The sequence below is a fragment of the Synechococcus sp. RC10B2 genome (assembly GCF_047502635.1).
In genome coordinates, this window is the sequence record NZ_JANSHO010000024.1 from 1 (window position 1) to 19,884 (window position 19,884).

Annotated in this window: 18 protein-coding genes; 11 read left to right on the forward strand and 7 right to left on the reverse strand. The window is 61.0% G+C overall.

What is annotated here, in order from left to right; translation table 11 throughout:
- Window positions 1-21: 21 nt before the first annotated feature.
- The 3 genes from NW855_RS03770 (at window position 22) to NW855_RS03780 (ending at window position 4,151) form a co-directional block, all read left to right on the forward strand.
- On the forward strand, window positions 22-375 hold the full coding sequence (locus NW855_RS03770) for a HEPN domain-containing protein (RefSeq protein ID WP_414508367.1): 354 nt from the start codon (window positions 22-24) through the stop codon (window positions 373-375).
- Window positions 356-3,169, forward strand: a complete 2,814-nt coding sequence (locus NW855_RS03775; RefSeq protein WP_414508365.1) for a BPTD_3080 family restriction endonuclease — start codon at window positions 356-358, stop codon at window positions 3,167-3,169. Before NW855_RS03770 ends, NW855_RS03775 begins: the two co-directional genes overlap by 20 nt.
- Window positions 3,170-3,518: 349 nt before the next feature.
- Window positions 3,519-4,151, forward strand: a complete 633-nt coding sequence (locus NW855_RS03780; protein ID WP_414348371.1) for a 4Fe-4S single cluster domain-containing protein — start codon at window positions 3,519-3,521, stop codon at window positions 4,149-4,151.
- A 19-nt stretch (window positions 4,152-4,170) separates the two neighbouring features.
- Here the strand turns inward: NW855_RS03780 and NW855_RS03785 are convergent, their stop codons facing one another.
- Window positions 4,171-4,446 (reverse strand): hypothetical protein, encoded by a 276-nt coding sequence (locus NW855_RS03785; protein WP_228375478.1) that lies wholly within the window; start codon window positions 4,444-4,446, stop codon window positions 4,171-4,173.
- Window positions 4,447-4,694: 248 nt separating this feature from the next.
- Between NW855_RS03785 and NW855_RS03790 the strand changes: the two genes are divergently transcribed.
- Window positions 4,695-5,498 carry a prohibitin family protein gene (locus NW855_RS03790; RefSeq protein ID WP_011430154.1) on the forward strand — a complete coding sequence of 268 codons (804 nt, stop codon included), beginning with the start codon at window positions 4,695-4,697 and terminating at the stop codon, window positions 5,496-5,498.
- Window positions 5,499-5,538: 40 nt separating this feature from the next.
- Entirely contained in the window at window positions 5,539-6,477 is a 939-nt protein-coding gene (locus NW855_RS03795; protein ID WP_414508366.1) for a prohibitin family protein, read from the forward strand.
- Here NW855_RS03795 and NW855_RS03800 read toward each other — a convergent pair whose 3' ends face one another.
- Window positions 6,478-7,182: a ComF family protein gene (locus tag NW855_RS03800; RefSeq protein WP_011430156.1), complete on the reverse strand. Its 705-nt coding sequence runs from the start codon at window positions 7,180-7,182 to the stop codon at window positions 6,478-6,480.
- A gap of 197 nt (window positions 7,183-7,379) precedes the next feature.
- On the opposite strand from NW855_RS03800, the gene rpsL reads away from it, so the two are divergent.
- The 6 genes from rpsL (at window position 7,380) to dapB (ending at window position 13,181) form a co-directional block, all read left to right on the forward strand.
- Entirely contained in the window at window positions 7,380-7,787 is a 408-nt protein-coding gene (rpsL, locus tag NW855_RS03805; protein WP_011430157.1) for a 30S ribosomal protein S12, read from the forward strand.
- Between the two features lie 43 nt (window positions 7,788-7,830).
- Complete coding sequence (rpsG, locus tag NW855_RS03810; RefSeq protein ID WP_011430158.1) at window positions 7,831-8,301, forward strand: 30S ribosomal protein S7; 471 nt, start codon at window positions 7,831-7,833, stop codon at window positions 8,299-8,301.
- Window positions 8,302-8,457: 156 nt separating this feature from the next.
- On the forward strand, window positions 8,458-10,590 hold the full coding sequence (gene fusA / locus NW855_RS03815) for an elongation factor G (RefSeq protein WP_011430159.1): 2,133 nt from the start codon (window positions 8,458-8,460) through the stop codon (window positions 10,588-10,590).
- A 22-nt stretch (window positions 10,591-10,612) separates the two neighbouring features.
- On the forward strand, window positions 10,613-11,842 hold the full coding sequence (gene tuf, locus NW855_RS03820) for an elongation factor Tu (protein WP_011430160.1): 1,230 nt from the start codon (window positions 10,613-10,615) through the stop codon (window positions 11,840-11,842).
- Between the two features lie 93 nt (window positions 11,843-11,935).
- Window positions 11,936-12,253 (forward strand): 30S ribosomal protein S10, encoded by a 318-nt coding sequence (gene rpsJ / locus NW855_RS03825; RefSeq protein WP_011430161.1) that lies wholly within the window; start codon window positions 11,936-11,938, stop codon window positions 12,251-12,253.
- Window positions 12,254-12,344: 91 nt separating this feature from the next.
- Entirely contained in the window at window positions 12,345-13,181 is an 837-nt protein-coding gene (gene dapB / locus NW855_RS03830) for a 4-hydroxy-tetrahydrodipicolinate reductase (RefSeq protein WP_041439013.1), read from the forward strand.
- On the opposite strand, the gene NW855_RS03835 is transcribed toward dapB, so the two are convergent.
- The 5 genes from NW855_RS03835 to tatC all read right to left on the reverse strand — a co-directional run bounded on the left by NW855_RS03835 (window position 13,178) and on the right by tatC (window position 19,415).
- Entirely contained in the window at window positions 13,178-14,089 is a 912-nt protein-coding gene (locus NW855_RS03835; RefSeq protein ID WP_011430163.1) for a methylenetetrahydrofolate reductase, read from the reverse strand. The two genes, dapB and NW855_RS03835, sit on opposite strands and share 4 nt — an antisense overlap.
- Before the next feature lie 85 nt (window positions 14,090-14,174).
- Complete coding sequence (locus NW855_RS03840; protein WP_099884017.1) at window positions 14,175-15,695, reverse strand: hypothetical protein; 1,521 nt, start codon at window positions 15,693-15,695, stop codon at window positions 14,175-14,177.
- A 168-nt stretch (window positions 15,696-15,863) separates the two neighbouring features.
- Window positions 15,864-16,748, reverse strand: coding sequence for a DUF2993 domain-containing protein (locus NW855_RS03845; protein WP_228375480.1), 885 nt, complete (start codon window positions 16,746-16,748; stop codon window positions 15,864-15,866).
- A 119-nt stretch (window positions 16,749-16,867) separates the two neighbouring features.
- Window positions 16,868-18,079 (reverse strand): NAD(P)/FAD-dependent oxidoreductase, encoded by a 1,212-nt coding sequence (locus NW855_RS03850; RefSeq protein ID WP_228375481.1) that lies wholly within the window; start codon window positions 18,077-18,079, stop codon window positions 16,868-16,870.
- Between the two features lie 649 nt (window positions 18,080-18,728).
- Complete coding sequence (gene tatC / locus NW855_RS03855; RefSeq protein WP_228375510.1) at window positions 18,729-19,415, reverse strand: twin-arginine translocase subunit TatC; 687 nt, start codon at window positions 19,413-19,415, stop codon at window positions 18,729-18,731.
- Window positions 19,416-19,884 lie beyond the last annotated feature (469 nt).

The following is a 19,884-nucleotide window of genomic DNA, read 5'->3' on the forward strand; positions in this document are numbered from 1 at the left end:
CCTTTCTCTCCTTCCTCTTGAATACCTGTACCCTATTTTAAATTAAAAGGCTGTACTTATTTCCACGCCCAGCAGGCGGTGGAGAAATCGCTCAAGGCGGTCTTGTTCCTGCAACAGATCGAGTTCGAGCGCACACACGATCTGGTCAAGCTGGCGCGCCTGTTAGCGTATCGCGGCGTGACGCTGCCAGTCACGGAAAGCCAACTGCGCCGGCTGAACCCTTTTGCCGTCGCCTTCCGCTACGACGATTTGGAAATCACGCTCGCCTCTGACGATGATCTGACGAGCGTGGTTGCCCGGATGTGCCACTGGGCGAAGGAACAGATCAGCGCAGCAACAGAATGCGAGGAAAGCGATGGCCCGGACTACCATTGACCGCTTGATCATCAACTCTCCCTACGAGGAGCCGAAGAAGCACTGGCGCTACGATCGCGAGACGCGTACGTTCGAACTGGTTGAAGGGCGGCGGCCAGCGGGTTACGTGGTAGCGACTCCCGGTTCCAAATCTTTCGACGATCCGGGCATCTTCGTTGAAATCCCGCTTGTCAACCAGATCCGCCCGCGCGTCAAAGCCTGGCGCGAGGCAGGCTATCCCGGGATCACCAGCATCACCAGGCGGCTCTTGGCGCACTGGCATGACCCGGAGGAGTTCGACAGACGTCGCTTTTTCTTCTGTCAATTGGAAGCCGTCGAGACGCTCATTTGGCTGACCGAGGCGCCTGCTGCCGAGCGGGTGGGCATTGAGATCCCGGGAGACGGCGGGGACTTTGATCGGCGGTGCTGCAAGATGGCCACCGGCACGGGCAAGACCATCGTCATGGCGATGGTGATTGCCTGGCACATCCTTAACAAAGTGGCCAACCCCCAAGATGCCCGCTTTTCGAAGAACGTGCTGGTCGTTGCCCCCGGTCTGACGGTCAAGAAACGGCTGGCGGTGCTGGAGCCCGCGGGCGCCGGTAACTATTACGAAGCGTTCGACATTGTGCCGTCCACGCTGCTCGACAAGCTGCGGCAGGGGCGGGTGCTGGTCCGCAACTGGCATGCCCTGGCCTGGGAGAGCGAAGAGCAGATCAAAAAGCGGAAGAGCGTGGACAAACGCGGCGCGAAGAGCGATGAAGCCTATACGCGCGAGGTGCTGGGCGAGATGGCCAACGCGCACAACCTGCTGGTCATCAACGACGAGGCGCACCACGCCTGGCGCGTCAACTGGGAAGCCGAAGGCAAGTACCTGCGCCAGCGTGATTTAAAAGACAGCGCCCAAGAAGCGACGGTGTGGGTTGGAGGCCTGGATCGGCTGCACCGTTCGCGCGGCATTCTCACCTGTTACGACTTCTCCGCCACCCCCTTCGCGCCCTCGGGAAAGAAGAGCAGTGAAGAGGCGCTCTTTGGCTGGATCGTCAGCGACTTCGGGCTGAACGACGCCATCGAATCGGGGCTGGTCAAGACCCCGCGCGTTGTAGTGCGTGACGACGCTGTGCCCAATGCCAAAACCTACAAGTCCCGTCTATACCACATCTACAACGACCCGGAGGTGAAAGACGACCTCAACCGACGCGCCAATCCCGAAGAGCTGCTGCCGGATCTGGTGCTGAACGCCTACTACCTGCTGGGCTACGACTGGCGGGAGACGTGGAAGGCCTGGAAAGCAGCCGACCTGCCCACGCCGCCTGTGATGATCACTGTCTGTAACCGCACTGAGACGGCAGCGCGGGTCAAGCACGCCTTCGAATCACGGCGCATTCCCATTGACGAGCTGTGTAACTCGGAGGGAATCTTGCACATCGACTCGAAGGTGCTAGAAGAGGCTGAGGCAAAGGAAGAGTCCACTGCAGTGGTGGAAGCTTCAGACGAGGCCGATGATGGAGAAGAGGAGGACGTACCGGTCGAATGCCGGCTGACCAAAGCAGAGCAGGCGGAACGTTTGCGAAAGATCGTAGATACGGTGGGCCAGGTGGGGCAGCCCGGCGAGAAAATCCAGAACGTCATTTCCGTTGGGATGCTCAGTGAGGGCTGGGATGCCAAGACGGTGACGCACATTATGGGGCTGCGGGCCTTCACTTCCCAACTTCTGTGCGAGCAGGTCGTGGGCCGGGGCCTGCGCCGCACATCCTACGAGATCAACCCACAAACGGGGCTGCTTGAGCCCGAATACGTCAATATCTTCGGCGTGCCTTTTACTTTCTTGCCGCACGAGGATAGCGGAGATGGCCCGCCGCCCCCGCCAACGCCCAAGACCGCCGTAGAACCGGACCCGGCCAAAGCGGAGTTTGAGATCCGCTGGCCGAATGTGGTGCGCATCGAGCGCTTACTTCAGCCAACGTTGACTCTCGATTGGTCAAAGGTGCAGCCATTGGAACTAGACGCGGCTCAGACGCCGCAAGTGGCAGAACTGGCACCAATTCTCGAAGGCAAGCCCGACGTAAACCAGATCAGCCGTATCGAACTGGAGAAGTTGGCGCGAGAGTTTCGCACGCAGCGCATCATCTTCGAAACTGCCCGCAATGTGTTCGATCAGGTAAGGCAAAGCTGGAGAGGCAGTCGCGAAATCTTGCTGGCGCAGTTGGTGCGGATTGTCGAGCAGTTCATTCGCTCTGACCGGATTTTGATCTCCCCACCTCTTTTTTATCAGGACGAACTGCGCCGTCGGCTGATCATCACCCTCAACCTGTCACGAGTTGTGCAACATGTCTGCGAGGCGGTGCGGCAGGAGAACACTGAGAAACTTGTGCCAGTCTTCGATCGCGACCACCCGATCCGCTCGACGGGCCAAATGCGCACCTGGTACACCAGCAAACCTTGTGAACGCACGCGCAAGTCGCACATCAACGTCTGCGTCTACGACAGCACGTGGGAGGCGTCGGATGCTTTCGTATTGGACAATAGCAGTGCCGTGAGCGCCTGGGCGAAGAACGACCATCTGGGCTTCGAAGTCCTGTACCTGTATCGCGGCGTGGTGCGGAAGTATCGGCCAGATTTTCTTGTGCGCCTGGCCAACGGCGACATGCTCATTCTGGAAACAAAGGGACAGGACACCGAACTAGACCGGGTGAAGCGGCGCTATCTGGACGAGTGGGTGCAAGCCGTCAATGCCCATGGCGCGTTCGGTCGCTGGCGGTGGAAGGTGGCACGTTACCCGGGCGAGATACGAGACACTTTGCTGCAAAGCTAGGAGCAGCAGGGCTCATGGTGGAGTACCGGATCCCGAAAAGTCTGCCCGGGGCTCCTGGCTTCATCTGAAGGCGGGGGATACCCCACCGTCTATACCGTGGGGAGGGATAGCGCCTAGCGCGATGATCAGCTAGAATCTTTCTTTTCCACCAGCAGCCTACCTGACTAACGAAATGGTTGCTTCGTCGATCCCTAACTCCCCTCTCCCAGAGGGAGAGGGGTTGGGGGCGTCAGCGGCGCGGAGCGCTTTGGAGACATCTCCATTAATTTGACTATAAGATTACAGCTTTCGCGTTCGGCTTCTCACTAGGCTAAGAGTAGTCTCAAAGCCGTTTTGCAGCAGGTGACCCATGTCCAAGGCAAAGATAGCGCTGGACTTTCAGGCGCGGATCCCGAGAGGCTATCTTAACCTGATGGGCTATGTAGACGAGTCGGAAGTCAATGGGCCGGGCCGGCGCGCTGTGGTCTGGGTGCAGGGCTGCCTGCGAGAGTGCCCGGGCTGCTTCAACCCTACTTCTTGGCCGTTTGAGGTCAACCAACTGGTGAAGATCACCGACCTGGCCGAGCAAATCCTCAGCAACCCCAGAAACGAGGGGGTGACCTTCTCGGGAGGGGAGCCCTTCTGGCAGGCTCCTGCCCTGGCCAGCTTGGCGCGGCTCCTGAAAGCGAAAGGGCTGACGGTGATGGCCTTCAGTGGATTCACGCTGGAAGAGTTGCGATCCCCCCAGGCTCCTCCCGGCGCCCAGGAGCTGCTGCAAGAGCTGGATATTTTGGTGGACGGGCCCTACCTGCAATCCCAGGCCATTCACTCCCCCCACTCGCTGGTCTCTTCCCGCAACCAGCGGGTGCACGTCTTCAACCCCGCCTTGCAAAACCAGCTTAATTGGGCCAGTGACCAGGTGGAAATTCATATCCTCAAAGATGGAACCCGCATCGTTACCGGCTACGGCAGCCAGTTTCTCCTCGACGAGGCAGGCTCTTGAACTGCAGTGATCCTTTATCCTACACCTGCAGCGGTTCCCTGAGACAAGCGGGCAGTTGCCAGCACATCTCCAGCCAGTTTTTTAGCTCTTCCGGTTGGCCCATGAGGCTCATTTCCACCAGCAGAATGGCGGCTCGGTCGGCGGCTCCTTTGGATCCCAAACGAATTAGGGCAGACAGGCTTTCTTCCCGCCAGCAGACGGATACCCCCTGCCGGATCAAGGCCCGGGCGGCAACGGGGATGCACGAGAGTGGCACTTGGATGTCTCGCCGCTCGTAGTCGACAGTAGGTAGCATGAACGGCAACCCAAATCTTTATTATGTCTTAATCTTCTTCCCTTTTCGCTTGTCTGTCACGGGTCTTTGCAAAGTATGAAGTAATCTTTTGTAAACTTTGTAGAGTTCTCGACATCGTTGAGAACAGTGGGCGAGCAAGCGCGGGATCTCTCGCGGGATCCCTGGAGAAAACTTAAAAGATAGCGGCGATTTCTCGGCCTCATTTCCCCACAGCTGCGAGAATAGCTGCATGCGCAGGAGATGGGGAGATGCGAGCAGAAGGTTGGGAGAGGCGAGTTGGTCGCTGGTTGCCCAAGGCCACCCTTGCCGGAGCCGTATTGATCCTAGTGGCGATGGGCAGGCCGCTGCGACTGGTGGGCAATGGAGAAAATATGGTGGTGTTCACCTGGGGAGGGGGGGTGAGCCCGATGGCTTTGCAGCCTGGTCTCCATTGGGTGCCGCCCTTTGTCTCTCGCACAGTCATCTTTGATGTGAAAACCCAAGCTCTGACCTGGAAAGACAACGACCCGACCGCCTACGCACCGCGGCTGGTGGCCCTTTCTCAGGATGGGCAGCAGATTGCGGCTGAGGCGACGCTGCAGTTTCGCATTGTGGACGCCCCCAAGGTCTATACGCAACTGGGGGAAAATTACCTGGATCGCATCGCCCCCATCGTCCGGTCGGTCATTCTGAATGAGACCAGCGGCTTTTCCGCCCAGGCTCTGTATTCCACGGAGCGCCCGCTGCTGCAAGGACAAATTCGGGAACGGGTGGCTCTTCTGCTGAAGGAATACGGCATCGAGGTTTTGGATTTTCTGCTGCGGGATGTGGATTTCGATCCTGATTTCGTAGCGGCCATTGAGGCAAAAACCATTGCCGAAAATCAACTGGCGCAAAAGCAATTTGAGATCGAGCAGGCCCGCCAAGATGCCCGCGCCATCATTTCTCAAGCGGAGGCAGAAGCCGGTCAATTGAGAGCCAAAGCACAGGCCCTCACCCAAAATCCGCAGTACCTAGAGGTGGTCAAAGCCGCGGTACTGGGATCCCGCCTGGAAACTCTGGTTACCAAATAGCAACCAGCACTTTTTCATCCTCTTTCCACGAGGAGCCGCCATGTATCCAACAGGAGAAGCACCCCAAAGCAGAGTGGGTTGGTTAACCGTAGGAGGGATCGCCGTCTTGGCGGCCCTGGGAGTGCTCCGCGCTTGCCTGTACGTCACTTTGCCCGGACATGCCACTGTAGTGTTCAATACCTTTTCCGGGCTGCAAAAGGGGCGGGTAGAATTGCCGGGGGTCATCTTCCGGATTCCAGGGATCGAAACGCCGATCACCTACACCGTGCTCACCCGCGTTTGGGAGTTTACCAACAACCCCGCCTCGGCCAATGCCATCAGCAACGCCATCACCGTGAACACCGCCGATGGACAAGCCTTTGCCATCGATGTGGCCATTGCCCTCAAGCCCAACCTCGCCACTTTGGATGAGCTGCACGCCAGCATCGGCGAGAACTATCTTTCCACGGTGGTGGTGCCGGTGGTGCGCTCCAAAATCCGGGATATCTCCGCCTCTTTCAATTCGGAAGACTTTTACCGGAAAAGCCAGCGGGCTGCCATCGAACAACGAGCGCTGGACTTGATTCGCCAAGAGATGCCTACTGTCAACCGCGATGGCCAAACCCTGCCTCTGGTGCAGGTGGAGGGCCTGTTTCTGGGCAACCCCGATTTCCCACAAGCCTTAAGAGACTCGATTGAACGCAAACAGGTGGCCTCGATTACAGCACAAACGGCGGCAGTGCGGGCGCAAATTCAGGAAAAAGAGACCGAGCGGCTGCTGATCTTGGCGGCGGCCAACCAGCGGGCCATTGAGCTGAAAGGACAAGCGGCAGCGCAGAACGCGCAACTGGCGGATCTGCTGTTCTACGAGAAGCTGCAAGAGCGCATCCAAAACCCGACGGGCTCGCTGCCCCCTTTGCGCATCATCCGCGTCGAGGGAGATGCCACCGTGTTCCTCAACGTGGATCCCCGGCAGGCAGCCCTGCAACAGGCCCGATAGTCAAGCCTGGCCACGCCGTCGGAGCTGCCAGGGCAGGGTGGAACGGTCGGCAGCTTGCTGCGCCTGGGCCACGACGATCACCCCGGCCACCGGGATCCCGGCAGCGACCAAGACCTGCTGCGCCGCTTGGACGGTGGAGCCGGTGGTGTAGATGTCATCCACCAGTAGCACCGGCGTGGCGGGAGCGCGCTTGAGAGCAAAGGCGCCTGCCAAGTTCTGCTGGCGTTGCAGGGGGTTGAGCTCATGTTGGGCCGCTGTGGCCCGCACCCGCACCAGAGCGTCAGGTAAATGTCTTAGACCCGTCCGCTCGCAAAAAGCTTGGCTGATCAAAGCCGCCTGGTTGTAGCCCCGCTGCCGCAGCCGCTCCGCATGCAGAGGGATGGGCACCACCGTATAGTCGTGGCGAGACAGCAGGTCATGGCTTCCCTGGGATCCCGAACGCTTCTGTCGGCTCTCCAGCCAGCGGGATCCCAGCCATTCCCCCAAAACCGCGCCAATGCGCCGCTGTCCTTCATATTTCAGGCAATAGATGGCCCGGCGCAGCGCTCCCCGGTGGATCCCCCAAGCATAAAGCGGCCAAGGCGAAGTGGTGACCGGCCAAGAGTCGAGCCGCTCCGCCTGCAGCCGCCTTTGACAGTCTGGACAAAACACAGCCTTAGCCGGGCGCTGGCAGAGCGGACAAGGGAGCAAAATCCACCAATCCATCCAGCCCATCGCCTTTCGCGAGTTCCTTCTGGTGTGCAGAAGCTCCTCTAGGCTAGCTGAGGGGAACAAGGATGCTGAAATTCTCACTCAGCCAAGCCACCAGCCCAGAAGCTGATCCCTTAAGTTGACGCCGGGATCCCGCCTTGCTAGGATTTACTACTGCCGGATAATTGAGTAGCGATCTTCTCAGCCAACCCATGCCCACCATTCAGCAACTCATTCGCGAAGAGCGCAAGGCTGCTGTTCGCAAGACCAAGGCCCCTGCCCTGAAAGGATGTCCTCAGCGGCGGGGAGTTTGCACCCGAGTGTACACGACAACGCCCAAGAAGCCCAACTCAGCTTTGCGGAAGGTGGCGCGGGTTCGCCTCACCTCTGGCTTTGAAGTTACTGCTTACATCCCCGGCATTGGCCACAACCTACAAGAGCACTCGGTGGTCATGATTCGCGGCGGAAGGGTCAAGGACTTGCCCGGCGTGCGCTATCACATTATTCGGGGCACGCTCGACGCCGCAGGAGTGAAAGACCGCAAGCAAGGCCGCTCCAAATACGGGGCAAAACGGCCTAAGCCCGGCCAAGCCCCAGCCGCCGCTGGCAAGAAGAAATAGTTTCCCTCTGGACGTCATCCTGCCTTCAAGTTCTACAGCTCCTATGTCTCGCCGCAACCGTGCTCCTCGCCGTGACGTGCCTCCAGATCCCAAGTACGGGAGCCGTTTGGTTACCATGCTGATCCACAAGTTGATGATGAGGGGCAAGGCTTCTCTTGCCGCCAGGATCCTCTACGACGCTCTAGAGATTGTGCGAGAGCGCACCGGCCAGGATCCGCTGCCCGTACTGGAAAATGCCGTTCGCAACGCCACCCCCTTGGTGGAGGTGAAAGCGCGGCGGGTGGGCGGCGCCACCTATCAGGTGCCTGTGGAGGTCAGAGCGGAGCGAGGAACCTCATTGGCGCTGCGCTGGCTAGTCACCTTTTCCCGCACCCGTCCAGGCCGCACTATGTCTGCCAAGTTAGCCAATGAGATTATAGATGCGGCCAACGAAACCGGCAACGCCATCCGCCGGCGAGAGGAAGTCCATCGCATGGCCGAAGCCAACAAAGCCTTTGCCCACTACCGCTACTGAACCCCGCTGGCCGAGCAAAGGAGGATGTTGTTGGGATCCCTTCCCATTTGCCGAGAGCTGGGCTGGATCTGGAGGAGAAGGGGCAAAAAAGACTAGAATTGTAAAGGTTTTTTTAGTTTGCCCGAGTCGCAGGGCGACGAGGATTGGGAGGTTAACGTGGCACGCACAGTTCCCCTGGAACGAGTTCGAAATATTGGTATCGCGGCCCACATCGATGCTGGCAAGACCACGACCACAGAACGGATCCTCTTCTATTCCGGTCTGGTGCATAAGCTTGGCGAGGTTCACGAGGGAACCACGGTAACCGACTGGATGGCTCAGGAACGGGAGCGGGGCATCACCATCACGGCCGCGGCCATCACTACCCGTTGGACCAAGCGGGATCCGAAAAACCCCTCCCAACCTCTCGCCGGCGCGCCGGAATACACCATCAACATCATCGACACGCCAGGGCACGTGGACTTCACCATCGAGGTGGAGCGCTCGATGCGGGTGCTGGACGGGGTGATCGCCGTCTTCGACTCGGTAGGGGGCGTGCAGCCGCAGTCGGAAACCGTCTGGCGGCAGGCCAATCGTTACAATGTGCCCCGCATTGCCTTTGTCAACAAAATGGATCGCATGGGGGCCAATTTCCTCAAGGTTTATAACCAGATCCGGGAGCGCCTCAAAGCCAACGCCGTGCCGATCCAACTGCCCATCGGGGCGGAAGACGAGTTCCGCGGCATCGTCGATCTGGTGCGCTTGCAGGCCAATATCTACATGGATGAGATCGGCAAGGACATTCGCCCTGCCCCCATCCCGGAGGAGATGAAGGATCTGGTGGCGGAATACCGGGCCAAGCTGGTGGAAGCAGTGGCCGAGACCGACGAGGCCCTGATGGAGAAGTACTTTGCCGAGGAGGATCTGAGCGAAGCCGACCTAATGGCTGGTCTGCGCAAAGGCACCATCAGCGGCCAAATTGTGCCCATGCTGTGCGGCTCTGCCTTCAAGAACAAGGGTGTGCAGATGCTGCTGGACGCGGTGGTGGACTACCTTCCCTCTCCCATCGATATTCCCGCCATCAAGGGGGTATTGCCGGATGGGTCGGAGGTGTCGCGCAAAGCCAGCGACGATGAGCCCTTCTCCGCCCTGGCCTTCAAGCTGATGAGCGACAAGTACGGAGACCTCACCTTTATCCGCGTTTACTCTGGGGTGCTAACCAAGGGCACCTATGTGCTCAACTCCACCAAGAACAAAAAGGAGCGCATCTCCCGCCTAGTGGTGCTCAAGGCGGACGAGCGTCTGGATGTAGATGAGCTGCGGGCAGGCGATCTGGGGGCTGTGTTGGGCCTGAAAGATACCACCACTGGGGACACCCTCTGCGACGAAAACGCGCCGGTGATCCTGGAGTCCCTATATATCCCCGAGCCGGTAATCTCGGTGGCTGTCGAGCCCAAGACCAAAGCCGATATCGACAAACTCTCCAAAGCGCTGCAGGCCCTGGCCAAGGAGGATCCCACCTTCCGCGTCTCGGTGGATCCGGAGACCAACCAAACCATCATCTCCGGCATGGGCGAGCTCCACCTGGAGATTCTGGTGGATCGCATGCTGCGGGAGTTCAACGTAGAAGCCAACGTGGGCAACCCCCAAGTGGCCTACCGCGAAACCATCCGCAAGCCAGTTAGCCGCGTGGAAGGGAAGTTCATCCGCCAGACTGGCGGCCGCGGCCAGTACGGCCATGTGGTCATCGACCTGGAGCCGGCAGAGCCGGGCACGGGGTTCGAGTTTGTCTCCAAAATTGTGGGTGGTGTCATCCCCAAAGAGTACATTCCGCCTGCCGAGCAAGGGATCCGCGAAGCCTGCGAGTCCGGCGTCTTGGCTGGCTATCCTTTGATCGATATTCGCGTCACGCTGGTGGACGGCTCCTACCACGAGGTGGACTCCAGCGAAATGGCCTTCAAGATCGCCGGCTCGATGGCGTTGAAGGAGGCTGCTCGCAGAGCCAACCCCGTCCTGCTGGAGCCGATGATGAAGGTGGAGGTGGAAGTTCCCGAAGCCTTCGTCGGGGATGTTATCGGAGACATCAACGCCCGTCGCGGCCAGATGGAGGGGATGAGTACAGAGGGCGGCATCTCCAAGGTCAATGCCAAGGTTCCCTTGGCGGAGATGTTTGGATATGCCACCGACATCCGCTCCAAAACCCAAGGGCGGGGCATCTTTACGATGGAGTTCAGCCACTACGAGGAAGTTCCTCGCAGTATTGCCGAAGCCATCATTGCCAAAAGCAAAGGAAGTGGAGTAACCAACTGAAATCAAAAGGAAGTGATGATTCATGGCACGCGCTAAGTTTGAACGTACCAAACCGCACGTCAACGTTGGCACCATTGGCCACGTCGACCACGGCAAGACGACGTTGACCGCCGCCATTACTATGACCCTGGCTGCTCTGGGTCAGGCCACAGCCAAGCGCTATGACGAGATCGACGCGGCGCCAGAGGAGAGAGCCCGCGGTATCACTATCAACACTGCCCACGTGGAGTACCAGACGGAGAAGCGTCACTACGCCCACGTGGACTGCCCCGGCCACGCCGACTACGTGAAAAACATGATCACGGGCGCGGCCCAGATGGATGGGGCCATCCTGGTGGTCTCGGCGGCCGATGGGCCGATGCCGCAGACGCGGGAGCACATCCTGTTGGCCCGTCAGGTGGGGGTACCCAGCTTGGTGGTCTTCCTCAACAAGGTGGACATGGTGGACGACGAGGAGCTGCTGGAGCTGGTGGAGCTGGAGATACGGGAGCTCCTCTCCAAGTACGACTTCCCCGGCGACGAAATCCCCATCATCAGAGGATCCGCTCTCAAGGCTCTGGAAAGGATGCAGGCCAACCCCAAAACCCAGCGGGGTGAGGATCCCTGGGTGGACAAGATCTACGAGCTGATGGATGCGGTAGACTCCTACATTCCAACGCCGGAGCGGGATGTGGACAAGCCCTTCCTGATGGCAGTGGAAGATGTCTTCTCGATCACCGGTCGCGGCACGGTGGCGACGGGCCGGATCGAGCGGGGCCGCATCAAAGTTGGCGAAACCGTGGAGCTGGTGGGATTGCGAGAAACCCGTTCCACCACCGTTACCGGTCTAGAGATGTTCCAGAAGACGCTGGACGAGGGGATTGCCGGCGACAACGTGGGTGTGTTGTTGCGGGGTATTCAGAAGAACGAGGTGGAGCGGGGCATGGTGCTGGCCAAGCCCAAGACCATCACTCCTCACACCCAGTTCGAGTCGGAGGTTTACGTCCTCAAGAAGGAAGAGGGCGGACGTCACACCCCCTTCTTTGCCGGCTATCGTCCTCAGTTCTACGTGCGTACCACCGACGTCACCGGCACCATCACTTCCTTCACGGCTGACGACGGCTCTAAGCCGGAGATGGTGATGCCCGGCGACCGCGTCAGGATGACGGTAGAGCTGATCCAGCCCATCGCCATCGAGCAAGGGATGCGCTTTGCCATTCGTGAGGGCGGTCGTACCGTAGGGGCCGGTGTGGTCTCTAAGATCCTGAAGTAAGCGGCTTTCTCTTGGCAGGGATTGGGCGCTGGTCACTCCAGGCAAGCTCGATCCCTGCCATTTTTTTGAGTACACCCTACCTTCTCTCCGACTATGGCTACCTTGACCCAACAGAAAATTCGTATCCGCCTAAAGGCCTACGACCATCGGCTACTGGATACTTCCTGCGACAAAATCGTGGACACGGCCCGCCGCACGGAGGCTGTGCCAGTTGGCCCGATCCCTTTGCCGACGCGGCGTCGCCTCTACTGTGTGCTGCGTTCCCCCCACACGGACAAGGATTCGCGGGAACATTTTGAAGTTCGCACCCACCGCCGCATTATCGACATCTACTCCCCCTCTTCCAAAACCATCGATGCTTTGATGAAGCTGGATCTGCCGGCAGGGGTGGACATCGAGGTGAAATTGTGAGGCTCCGCTCGGGGATCCGGCGCTAGGTTAGGCAAGGGGGCAGGTGGTGACCACAGCAGTCGAGCAAAAAAGACGAGAAGAGGGCGCCGCCATTGGGGAGGGGACGGCGGCTTCTGAGCCCATCCCGGTCTTGGTGGTGGGAGCCCTGGGCAAGATGGGGCGGGAGGTGGTGCGGGCGGTGGCCCAAACCCCCGACATGAAGTTGGTGGGGGCGGTGGCCCGTTCCCAGTTGGGCTCGGACATTGGCGAGGTGTTGGGCCTGGGATCCCTGGGAGTCGAGATTACCGACGACCTGGCGGGCCAGTTGCTGCGGCTGTCGCAGCGGAGCGCCCGAGGCGTCATGGTGGATTTCACCCATCCGCGCTCTGTGTATGAAAACGTCCGCTCGGCCATTGCGTTTGGGGTGCGGCCGGTGGTGGGGACGACGGGCCTGACGCCGGAGCAGGTGGAGCGGCTGAGGGATCTGGCGGATAAGTCCGGTGTGGGCTGTCTAATTGCGCCCAACTTTGCCATCGGCATGATCCTGCTGCAGCAGATGGCGCTGCAGGCGGCCCAATATTTCGATCACGTGGAGATTGTCGAGCTGCACCACAACCGCAAGGTCGATGCCCCCAGCGGCACGGCTCTGCAGACGGCGCAGCGGCTGGGACAACTGGGCAAAGCTTTTAACCCGCCTGAGGTGGAAGAAAAGGAGCTGATCCCCGGCTCGCGGGGAGGGATCCCCGGCCCCAACATCCCCATCCACAGCGTTCGCCTGCCGGGGCTTATTGCCCACCAGGAGGTGATCTTCGGCGGCATGGGGCAGACGTTGACCTTGAGACACGACATCACGGATCGGATGGCCTTCATGCCGGGAGTGATCCTGGGCATTCGCAAGGTGCTGCAGCTCAAGGGGCTGGTCTACGGCTTGGAGCAGGTGTTGAGCTAGCTGCTCAGGGGCGGGATCCCGGCCTCGTCCAGGATGTGCGGGATGAGGTGTTCGGCCTTGACGGCCATCAGGTGCACGCCGTGACAGATCTGGCGGGCCTGGCGCACCTGTTCGGCAGCAATGCGGATCCCTTCTTCGAGGGGATCGGGGGCATCGGCCAGCCGCTGGATAATGGCGTCCGGGATCTGCACCCCCGGCAAGTTGCGGTTGATGAAGAGGGCGTTTTTGGCGGATTTGAGCAGGAAGATGCCCGCCAGGATGGGCTTGCCGGCGGGGCGGCCCAGCTTGTCCATGAAGCGCTCCAGTTGCTCGAAGTCGGTCACCATCTGGCTTTGGAAAAACTGGGCTCCGTTCTCCAGCTTGCGGTGGAAGCGCCGCTCCAGGCCGGAAAAGCTGGGGGATTGCGGCTCTACGGCTGCCCCCGGGAACAGACAGGTGCCGCCGTCGGGGAGGGGCTTGCCGTTGCAGTCGAGGCCGTTGTTGAGGCGTTGGATAAGCTGCAGCAGACGCACCGATTCCAGGTCAAAGACTGGGCGGGCATCGGGGCAATCCCCCACCTGGATGGGATCCCCGGTGAGGGCCAGCACGTTGCGCAGGCCGAGCGCTGAGGCCCCCAACAGATCCCCCTGCAGAGCCAGGCGGTTGCGATCCCGGCAGGCCAGCTGCAGGATGGGTTCAACGCCCGCCTGCTGCAACAGCAGCGAGGCGGCCAGGGGGCTCATGCGGGCCATGGCGCGGTTGGAGTCCGTGATGTTGACGGCATGCACCCGGCCCTTGAGCTGCTGGGCCAGAGAGAGCAGGGTGCTGGTGTCGGATCCCTTGGGGGGGGTGATCTCAGCCGTGAGCAAAAATTCCCCCCGCTGGATGGCTTGGGCAAAGCGCGACGGTGGTGGGCAGGTCAGGGCCACAATTCTGGGAAGACCGAAAGAAAAAGCAGTGGGTTGGCCTATTATCCGCTGTTTTGGGAGGGTTTTTCCAGCCAAAGCGCTTTTCTCAGGGCTTGGGCGAAGGGGAAGGGCTGGGCGGAGGCTGCACCCGCATTTCTCCCAGCCAGAGGGGGGGATCCCCCTGGTGCAGACGCTGCTGCCAGTTTGTCGCCGCCGCGGGCGGGATCCCCTGCGGGCCCAGGGCCCAGCTCCAGCCAATCACCTGGAGCCACCGCCCGGCTTGCAAGCCTTCCAAAAAGGGCTGGGCAGCTTCTGCGTCGGGAGACGGCCCGCTGAGGATCAGGGGCAACTGGGGGTTAAAGGCCACAAGGCGACGGTACAACGCTTCAAAGGTCTCGGGATCCCCCTTCACCTCCAGGCTCAGCCAGTCCACCCCTGGCAAGGCGGCCCAGGCAGACGCTGCCTCGTTATCCGCTCCCTCCAGCTCTAAAACCCAGAGCAAATTGGCCTCAGAGCGCAGGGTTTGTATCAGGTGACGGTAGGCCCGTCGTTGCAGCTCTGTATCCCCGTCCCCGACAGCTACGGCCAGGATAATCGGGGTGGCAAAGCGCTGGATGCCCCGAGCCCAAGAGCGCAAGGTCTCATCCTGTTCGCCCGCAGCCAGGGAAGAGAGGTGGGCCGGCTGCAGCCGCAGGCGTAGGTAGGGAACGGAGCCGCTCTCCCGCAGGCGATTGGCCAGGGGCTGGGGAAAATCCTGGCGCGGATCCCAGAGGTGCTCCACCGCTGCCCAGGCGGGGGGCTGGCCAATGGCCTGGCGATAGGCCAGAAGCTGCTCCCAAGTTGGCATGCCCGACCAAGTGACCCCATGATACAGCCGGCTCGTGGGGGGAGGCAGCGGCCTGCCCCGCTGAAAAGGGGCAGAATCGGGCGGGATGGGGGAGGTGAGGACAACCTGCAGCCGTAGAGACGGCGAGGGGTCAGGGGCGTCGGCCTCCGGGAGGGAGAAGGGGAAACTCCACGTGCGCTCCTCGAACCGACCCTGAGTCATCTGGCGGGCATAGAAGTCCTGGGGGGGCGGCAGCGGCTCCAGGGCCTTGTCCCCCCAGAAGGCCTGCTGTACCACCAGGCGCACCCCCTCGCCAGGGTGAACTAGGGGCGTGGTGGTATCCAGGTGAAAGCTGCCGCTGAGGCGGGTAAACGTCTTGTGGGGCTCAACTCGGAAAGAGAGTGTGAGCTGGTCAGGCCGATAGGTGCCCAAGGCGCGGGAGGAGGGGGTGGGGAGCAGGGATCCCAGCTGCTCTGCCAAGCTCTCGCAGTCGGTGCAGGGAAGGAGAGCCTGCGGATGGAGAGAGATGGGAGCCTTGCGGGCAGATTGCAACTGCTCAGACGTGATCACAAAGCTGGCCCAAAGGTGCTTCAGAAGGGGATCCCGGCCGGGCGGAATATCGGAGAAAGTTCGCCCGGGGGGCGTGGCTGTGCGTGTGCCGGCAGCCGTCCCATCCAGGGGCACCGTGGAGAAGGCGTCGCTGGAACATCCCCCCAGCAACACCAGCGACAGGATTAGCGGCAGAGTCCCCAAGAGCAGGGGCCTAACACTGGGTTGTAGCGGCGGCGATCCCCAAACCATGAACTCACCTCAATACACCACCCCTCCGCGACCGCTTGGCAACGGCTAGAGGGATTCTCGCCCAGCAGCCCAACCTTGGGTTTGATCCCGATCACAACTTGGCCACCGCAGATCCCGCTGGCACCGCCCAAAGGCAAGCTCAAGTGGTCGAGCCCTGGCGACAACCCGCTACCCCTGCGGCACTGCCGCCGCCTCCGGGTAGATGACCAACATGCCCTCGTAGAGGATTTGGCCAGGCTGCAACTCCAGGCGATCGATGCGCACGCCTGGATCCAACTGGATGGGAAAATCCGCCAGGCCGGGGATGGGGATCTCCTGCCCTTCGCTCACCCACAGGGGATTGACCAGCCGCAACTGGTTGGGACCCTGAGCCTGTAGCCCAGTTAGCACCGTAACCGGCACCTCCACCCCCTCGGGAGTAACCAATTGGGCCTGGATGCGCAGCCGATTTTGCTGCAAGGTGACCTGGGGCTGGCGGATCAAGAAGGGCACCGCTTGACCTCCAAAGGGCAGTTGCACCTGCGCCTGGGCCAGTTGGGACTGGATGAGGGGAGCCTGAAGGCTGCGGTTGAGATCGTCTTCGGTGAGGCGCAAGCTCACCTGCACCGGCACGGGGGCCAACAGCCGCAGGGGACTACGTCCCTGGATGGCTTCCCCTACATTGAGGCGAATATCCTGGCCCTGCAGCCGCAGGTGGCTGACCTGGAATCCCTGATAGATGAGGTTGTCTCCCGACACCTGGGCCTGGGGGATCTGGCCGTTCAAAATCTGGGCGTCGGAACCGGCGATCTGCACCCGCAAGTTGTCCACCTGCTGCACCTCAGAGCGAATCCAGGCGGCCACCAGAGGATTGAGCAAGGAGCTGGCGATCTGGGCAAAAGCGGGCCAGGGCAAAAACATGGTGGGCAGGCTCAGCAGCAGAGCAAGCCCCAGCCGCTGCCCCCCTGGGGAGAGCCGTCGGCGGCGGCAGGCTGTCGGTGGGATCTGGGAAACAGAGGGACCCTCTAGAATGACCGAGTCCTGATCAGGCCGATAACAAGCTGTGGGCAGCACTGGGTACCTCAGCAAGGAACGACGGGCAATGGCGAGAGGCCAAGGCAAGGCCGAACTAGGACTAGATTACGACAGGACTTCTGCAGCGAATAGGGGGCTCTCCCGCACACCTGAAGGAACTATCCGTCTGTCAACTGCCACCAAAGATACCCCAGCCGCAGGTAGTGAAGCCGCAGCCAGGGGAAAGGGAAAAGGCGCGGTGGCTGGCGGAAGAGGGCGCTAATTTGGGGTCGGATGCCGGCGATCTCCTGGGCCAGGATTTTGCCTGCCCACACCCCTGTGGCCACGCCGCTGCCGTGGTAGGCCAGGCCGTACCAGAGGCTGGGATCCGTCGGCGAAGGGCCGATGTGGGGGTGAAGCTGGCGGGAGAGGCAAACCAAGCCGTTCCAGGCGTACTCGATCTCCACCCCCTCCCAGGCGGGAAAGAGGCGGTAGAGCTGCCGCGCCATCCAGGCCCGCAGGCGCTGGCGTTCCCTTGGGGCATCGCAGGTGCCGTCCCGCCCCCCAAACAGCAAGCGCCCATCCGGCAGGAGACGGTAGTAGAACAGCAGCCGTCGCGTGTCGTAGATCGGCGTCGGATCCCACCAGCCCTGAGCCCTTCGCTCTGCCGGCGTCAGAGGCCGGGTGACCAGAATGTTGGAAAGCACCGGCAACAGGGATCCGGCCAATTGGGGGTAGAGGTTGGCCGGCGTGTAGCCATTGGTGGCGATGACCAGGTGCCGTGCCCGCACCGTTCCCCCGGGCGTATGGCAAAGGTGGCGGGAGCCAACCTTTTCCCAGGCAACGACCCGGCTGGCGCTGTGCAATTGCGCTCCCCATTTCTGGGCGGCCTGGGCCAGCCCTTGGGCAAGCTTGAGGGGGTTGAGGCCAAACCCCACCCCGATGTGGAGGGCGCCGTGGTTCTCGCGGCTGTCGAAGCCCCGTTCCCGCAGCTCTTTGGGGCTGAGGAGCTGAACTGGGTAGCCGGCCACCTGGGCGTAGATCTGGTATTCGGCCTCCAACTCCCGCCAAGCGCTGGGGCGGTGGGCTACTGCGTACCAACCTTCTCCCTGGGCATCCAGGGAAAAGCCCTCGGCAGCGGCCAGCTCTTGCACGGTCTCCACCGCCTGCCGCTGATCCCGGTAGTAGCGCTCCGTCTCCGCCAGGCCTACCCGCCGCACCATTTGGGCATGGGTGAGGTAGCTCGCCCCCACTCCGCAGAAGCCGCCGTTGCGCCCGGAGGCGCCCCAGCCCAGGGATCCCGCCTCCAGCAGGCAAGCCGAGATGCCGTGATCGCGGGCCAGGTGCAGGGCCGTCGATAGCCCCGTCAATCCTCCTCCTATGATGGCCACCTCGGCCTCAACCTGCCCTTGCAGAGGCGCCGGATGTCGCCAACTGGAATCTGGTATTGTGCTGTCCCAGTAGCTGCCGACTGGGTAAGCAGGATCGTAGGTTTTGGGAGGATAAGGATTTGTCTTCGGGAGAAAAGTCCAAGCAACCATAGAACTTTAGAAGACTGGTTGGTCAAAAGCCAATTTCTCTTTGCCCATCGGCCAAACCTCCCTTTGAGAAGAGCTCAGCAGCGCAGCGAGCCGCCGTTTGCCCTCGCTGGCCCAGAGGCTACAGCAGGCACCAAAACCGCCTCTTCTGACAACCGCACCAACCCCCCCAGGGCTTGCGAACAGGCCTCTCGTCCCTGGTGGGCTGGCGAGCGGTACGCTGGCAGAGTGAGGCGGGCCAATCCGCCGTTGAAATACCCTGCCCGGGAAAATTGGCCGGGATCCCTTCCAGTTCAAGGCGGGCCGGGCCCGCTCTCCCCCCGCTGGCGGTGGAGCCGTCTCTTGCCGATGGGGGTGGATGCCGGAACCCCGGCGCTAGCCAGGGCTGCAGTCCCGACTGTTGCCGCTGAGCAACTTGGTGAGAAGGTAGAGTTTATCCATTGGCGTTTCTCTTTCCCGGGCCGGAGACCCCGCTGGCAGAATCAAGGTCTGCGGCCTTGGGTCATTTGCCAAGCAGCTTCACCAGGAGAATGCCAAACAAGTACAGGAACGTTACCGCGCCAGCCAGGAGGCTCTGGGTGAGGGGATCCGTGGAAGGGGTGAGAATGGCCCCCGCCACCACCGAACCTAGGACAACATAGCGCCAACCCTTGAACATCTGCTCAGCAGTTACCAGGCCCAAAGCTCCCAGCAGCGCCTGCAAAATCGGCACCTGAAAGGCCAAGCCAGTGCTGAACATCAGCAGCAGCACAAACTCAAAGTAGCGGTCGATGGACCAGGCCTGATCCACCACCCCTTCCCCATAGCGAATGAAGAAGTTGAGCGCCGCCGGAATGAGGAGGTAGTAGGCAAAGACCAAGCCAGCCACAAACAAAAGGCTGGATCCGAGCACCACCGGCCCCAACAGCTTGCGCTCCTTGACGCTCAGCCCTGGCAAGACGAAGCGGGCAATTTGGTAGAGCACAAAGGGCGTGGCCAAGAGCAGCCCCGAATATGCCGCCACTTTCATAGAGACGAAAAAATACTCGCCCGGCGCCAGTTGCAAGAAGGTCACCCCCTGAGCGGGCACCTCCAGCAGGGCGACGATGCGGTTCACCACCAGAAAACAGGCGACGATACACAGGGCCACCGCAATGACACTGGCCAAGAGGCGGCTACGCAACTCCTCCAGATGCTCCATCAAGCTCATCTCGACCTCGTAGGGAAACTCCGGATCTGGCACCCGAGAAGGCTCAGGTGTTGCCGGAGCTTGCTGCGAGGACTCGGTCTCAGAGGCAAGGGGCATGGGCCAACAGGTAACGAAACCTTTCCCGCTATCTTAGCCCTGCCCCACCCTTAAGGAAAAGCGCCCGCCCAATACATGGCCCCCTTCCAAGCTGTTCCCGGAAGGAACTGCCGGGTTGTGGACGGGAGCTGCCCTTGCTCAAAGTCTCTGCTTCACCAGACTGTTGACGTTCTCCCCCGAACCCCCAAACCCCCCGTATACGGGGGGACAGAGGGGAGCTAGGATCCCCGCCCCAAAGGGCTGGGGAGTATGTCAATACTTCATCTCGCCCGGCTAGGCTGAGGCGGGAGCAGCTCTAAAATTTTGAAGGACACAAAAGATACAGCCTTTTAATTTAAAATAGGGTACAGGTATTCAAGAGGAAGGAGAGAAA

Excerpts from the sequence above, each read along its gene's own strand:
- NW855_RS03790 (WP_011430154.1), top strand. The coding sequence starts at position 4,695 with ATGCGAGCAGAAGGTTGGGAGAGGCGAGTTGGTCGCTGGTTGCCCAAG.
- NW855_RS03785 (WP_228375478.1), bottom strand. The coding sequence starts at position 4,446 with ATGCTACCTACTGTCGACTACGAGCGGCGAGACATCCAAGTGCCACTC.
- rpsG (WP_011430158.1), top strand. The coding sequence starts at position 7,831 with ATGTCTCGCCGCAACCGTGCTCCTCGCCGTGACGTGCCTCCAGATCCC.
- rpsJ (WP_011430161.1), top strand. The coding sequence starts at position 11,936 with ATGGCTACCTTGACCCAACAGAAAATTCGTATCCGCCTAAAGGCCTAC.
- rpsL (WP_011430157.1), top strand. The coding sequence starts at position 7,380 with ATGCCCACCATTCAGCAACTCATTCGCGAAGAGCGCAAGGCTGCTGTT.
- NW855_RS03795 (WP_414508366.1), top strand. The coding sequence starts at position 5,539 with ATGTATCCAACAGGAGAAGCACCCCAAAGCAGAGTGGGTTGGTTAACC.
- tatC (WP_228375510.1), bottom strand. The coding sequence starts at position 19,415 with ATGAGCTTGATGGAGCATCTGGAGGAGTTGCGTAGCCGCCTCTTGGCC.
- NW855_RS03775 (WP_414508365.1), top strand. The coding sequence starts at position 356 with ATGGCCCGGACTACCATTGACCGCTTGATCATCAACTCTCCCTACGAG.
- NW855_RS03780 (WP_414348371.1), top strand. The coding sequence starts at position 3,519 with ATGTCCAAGGCAAAGATAGCGCTGGACTTTCAGGCGCGGATCCCGAGA.
- tuf (WP_011430160.1), top strand. The coding sequence starts at position 10,613 with ATGGCACGCGCTAAGTTTGAACGTACCAAACCGCACGTCAACGTTGGC.
- NW855_RS03840 (WP_099884017.1), bottom strand. The coding sequence starts at position 15,695 with ATGGTTTGGGGATCGCCGCCGCTACAACCCAGTGTTAGGCCCCTGCTC.
- NW855_RS03800 (WP_011430156.1), bottom strand. The coding sequence starts at position 7,182 with ATGGATTGGTGGATTTTGCTCCCTTGTCCGCTCTGCCAGCGCCCGGCT.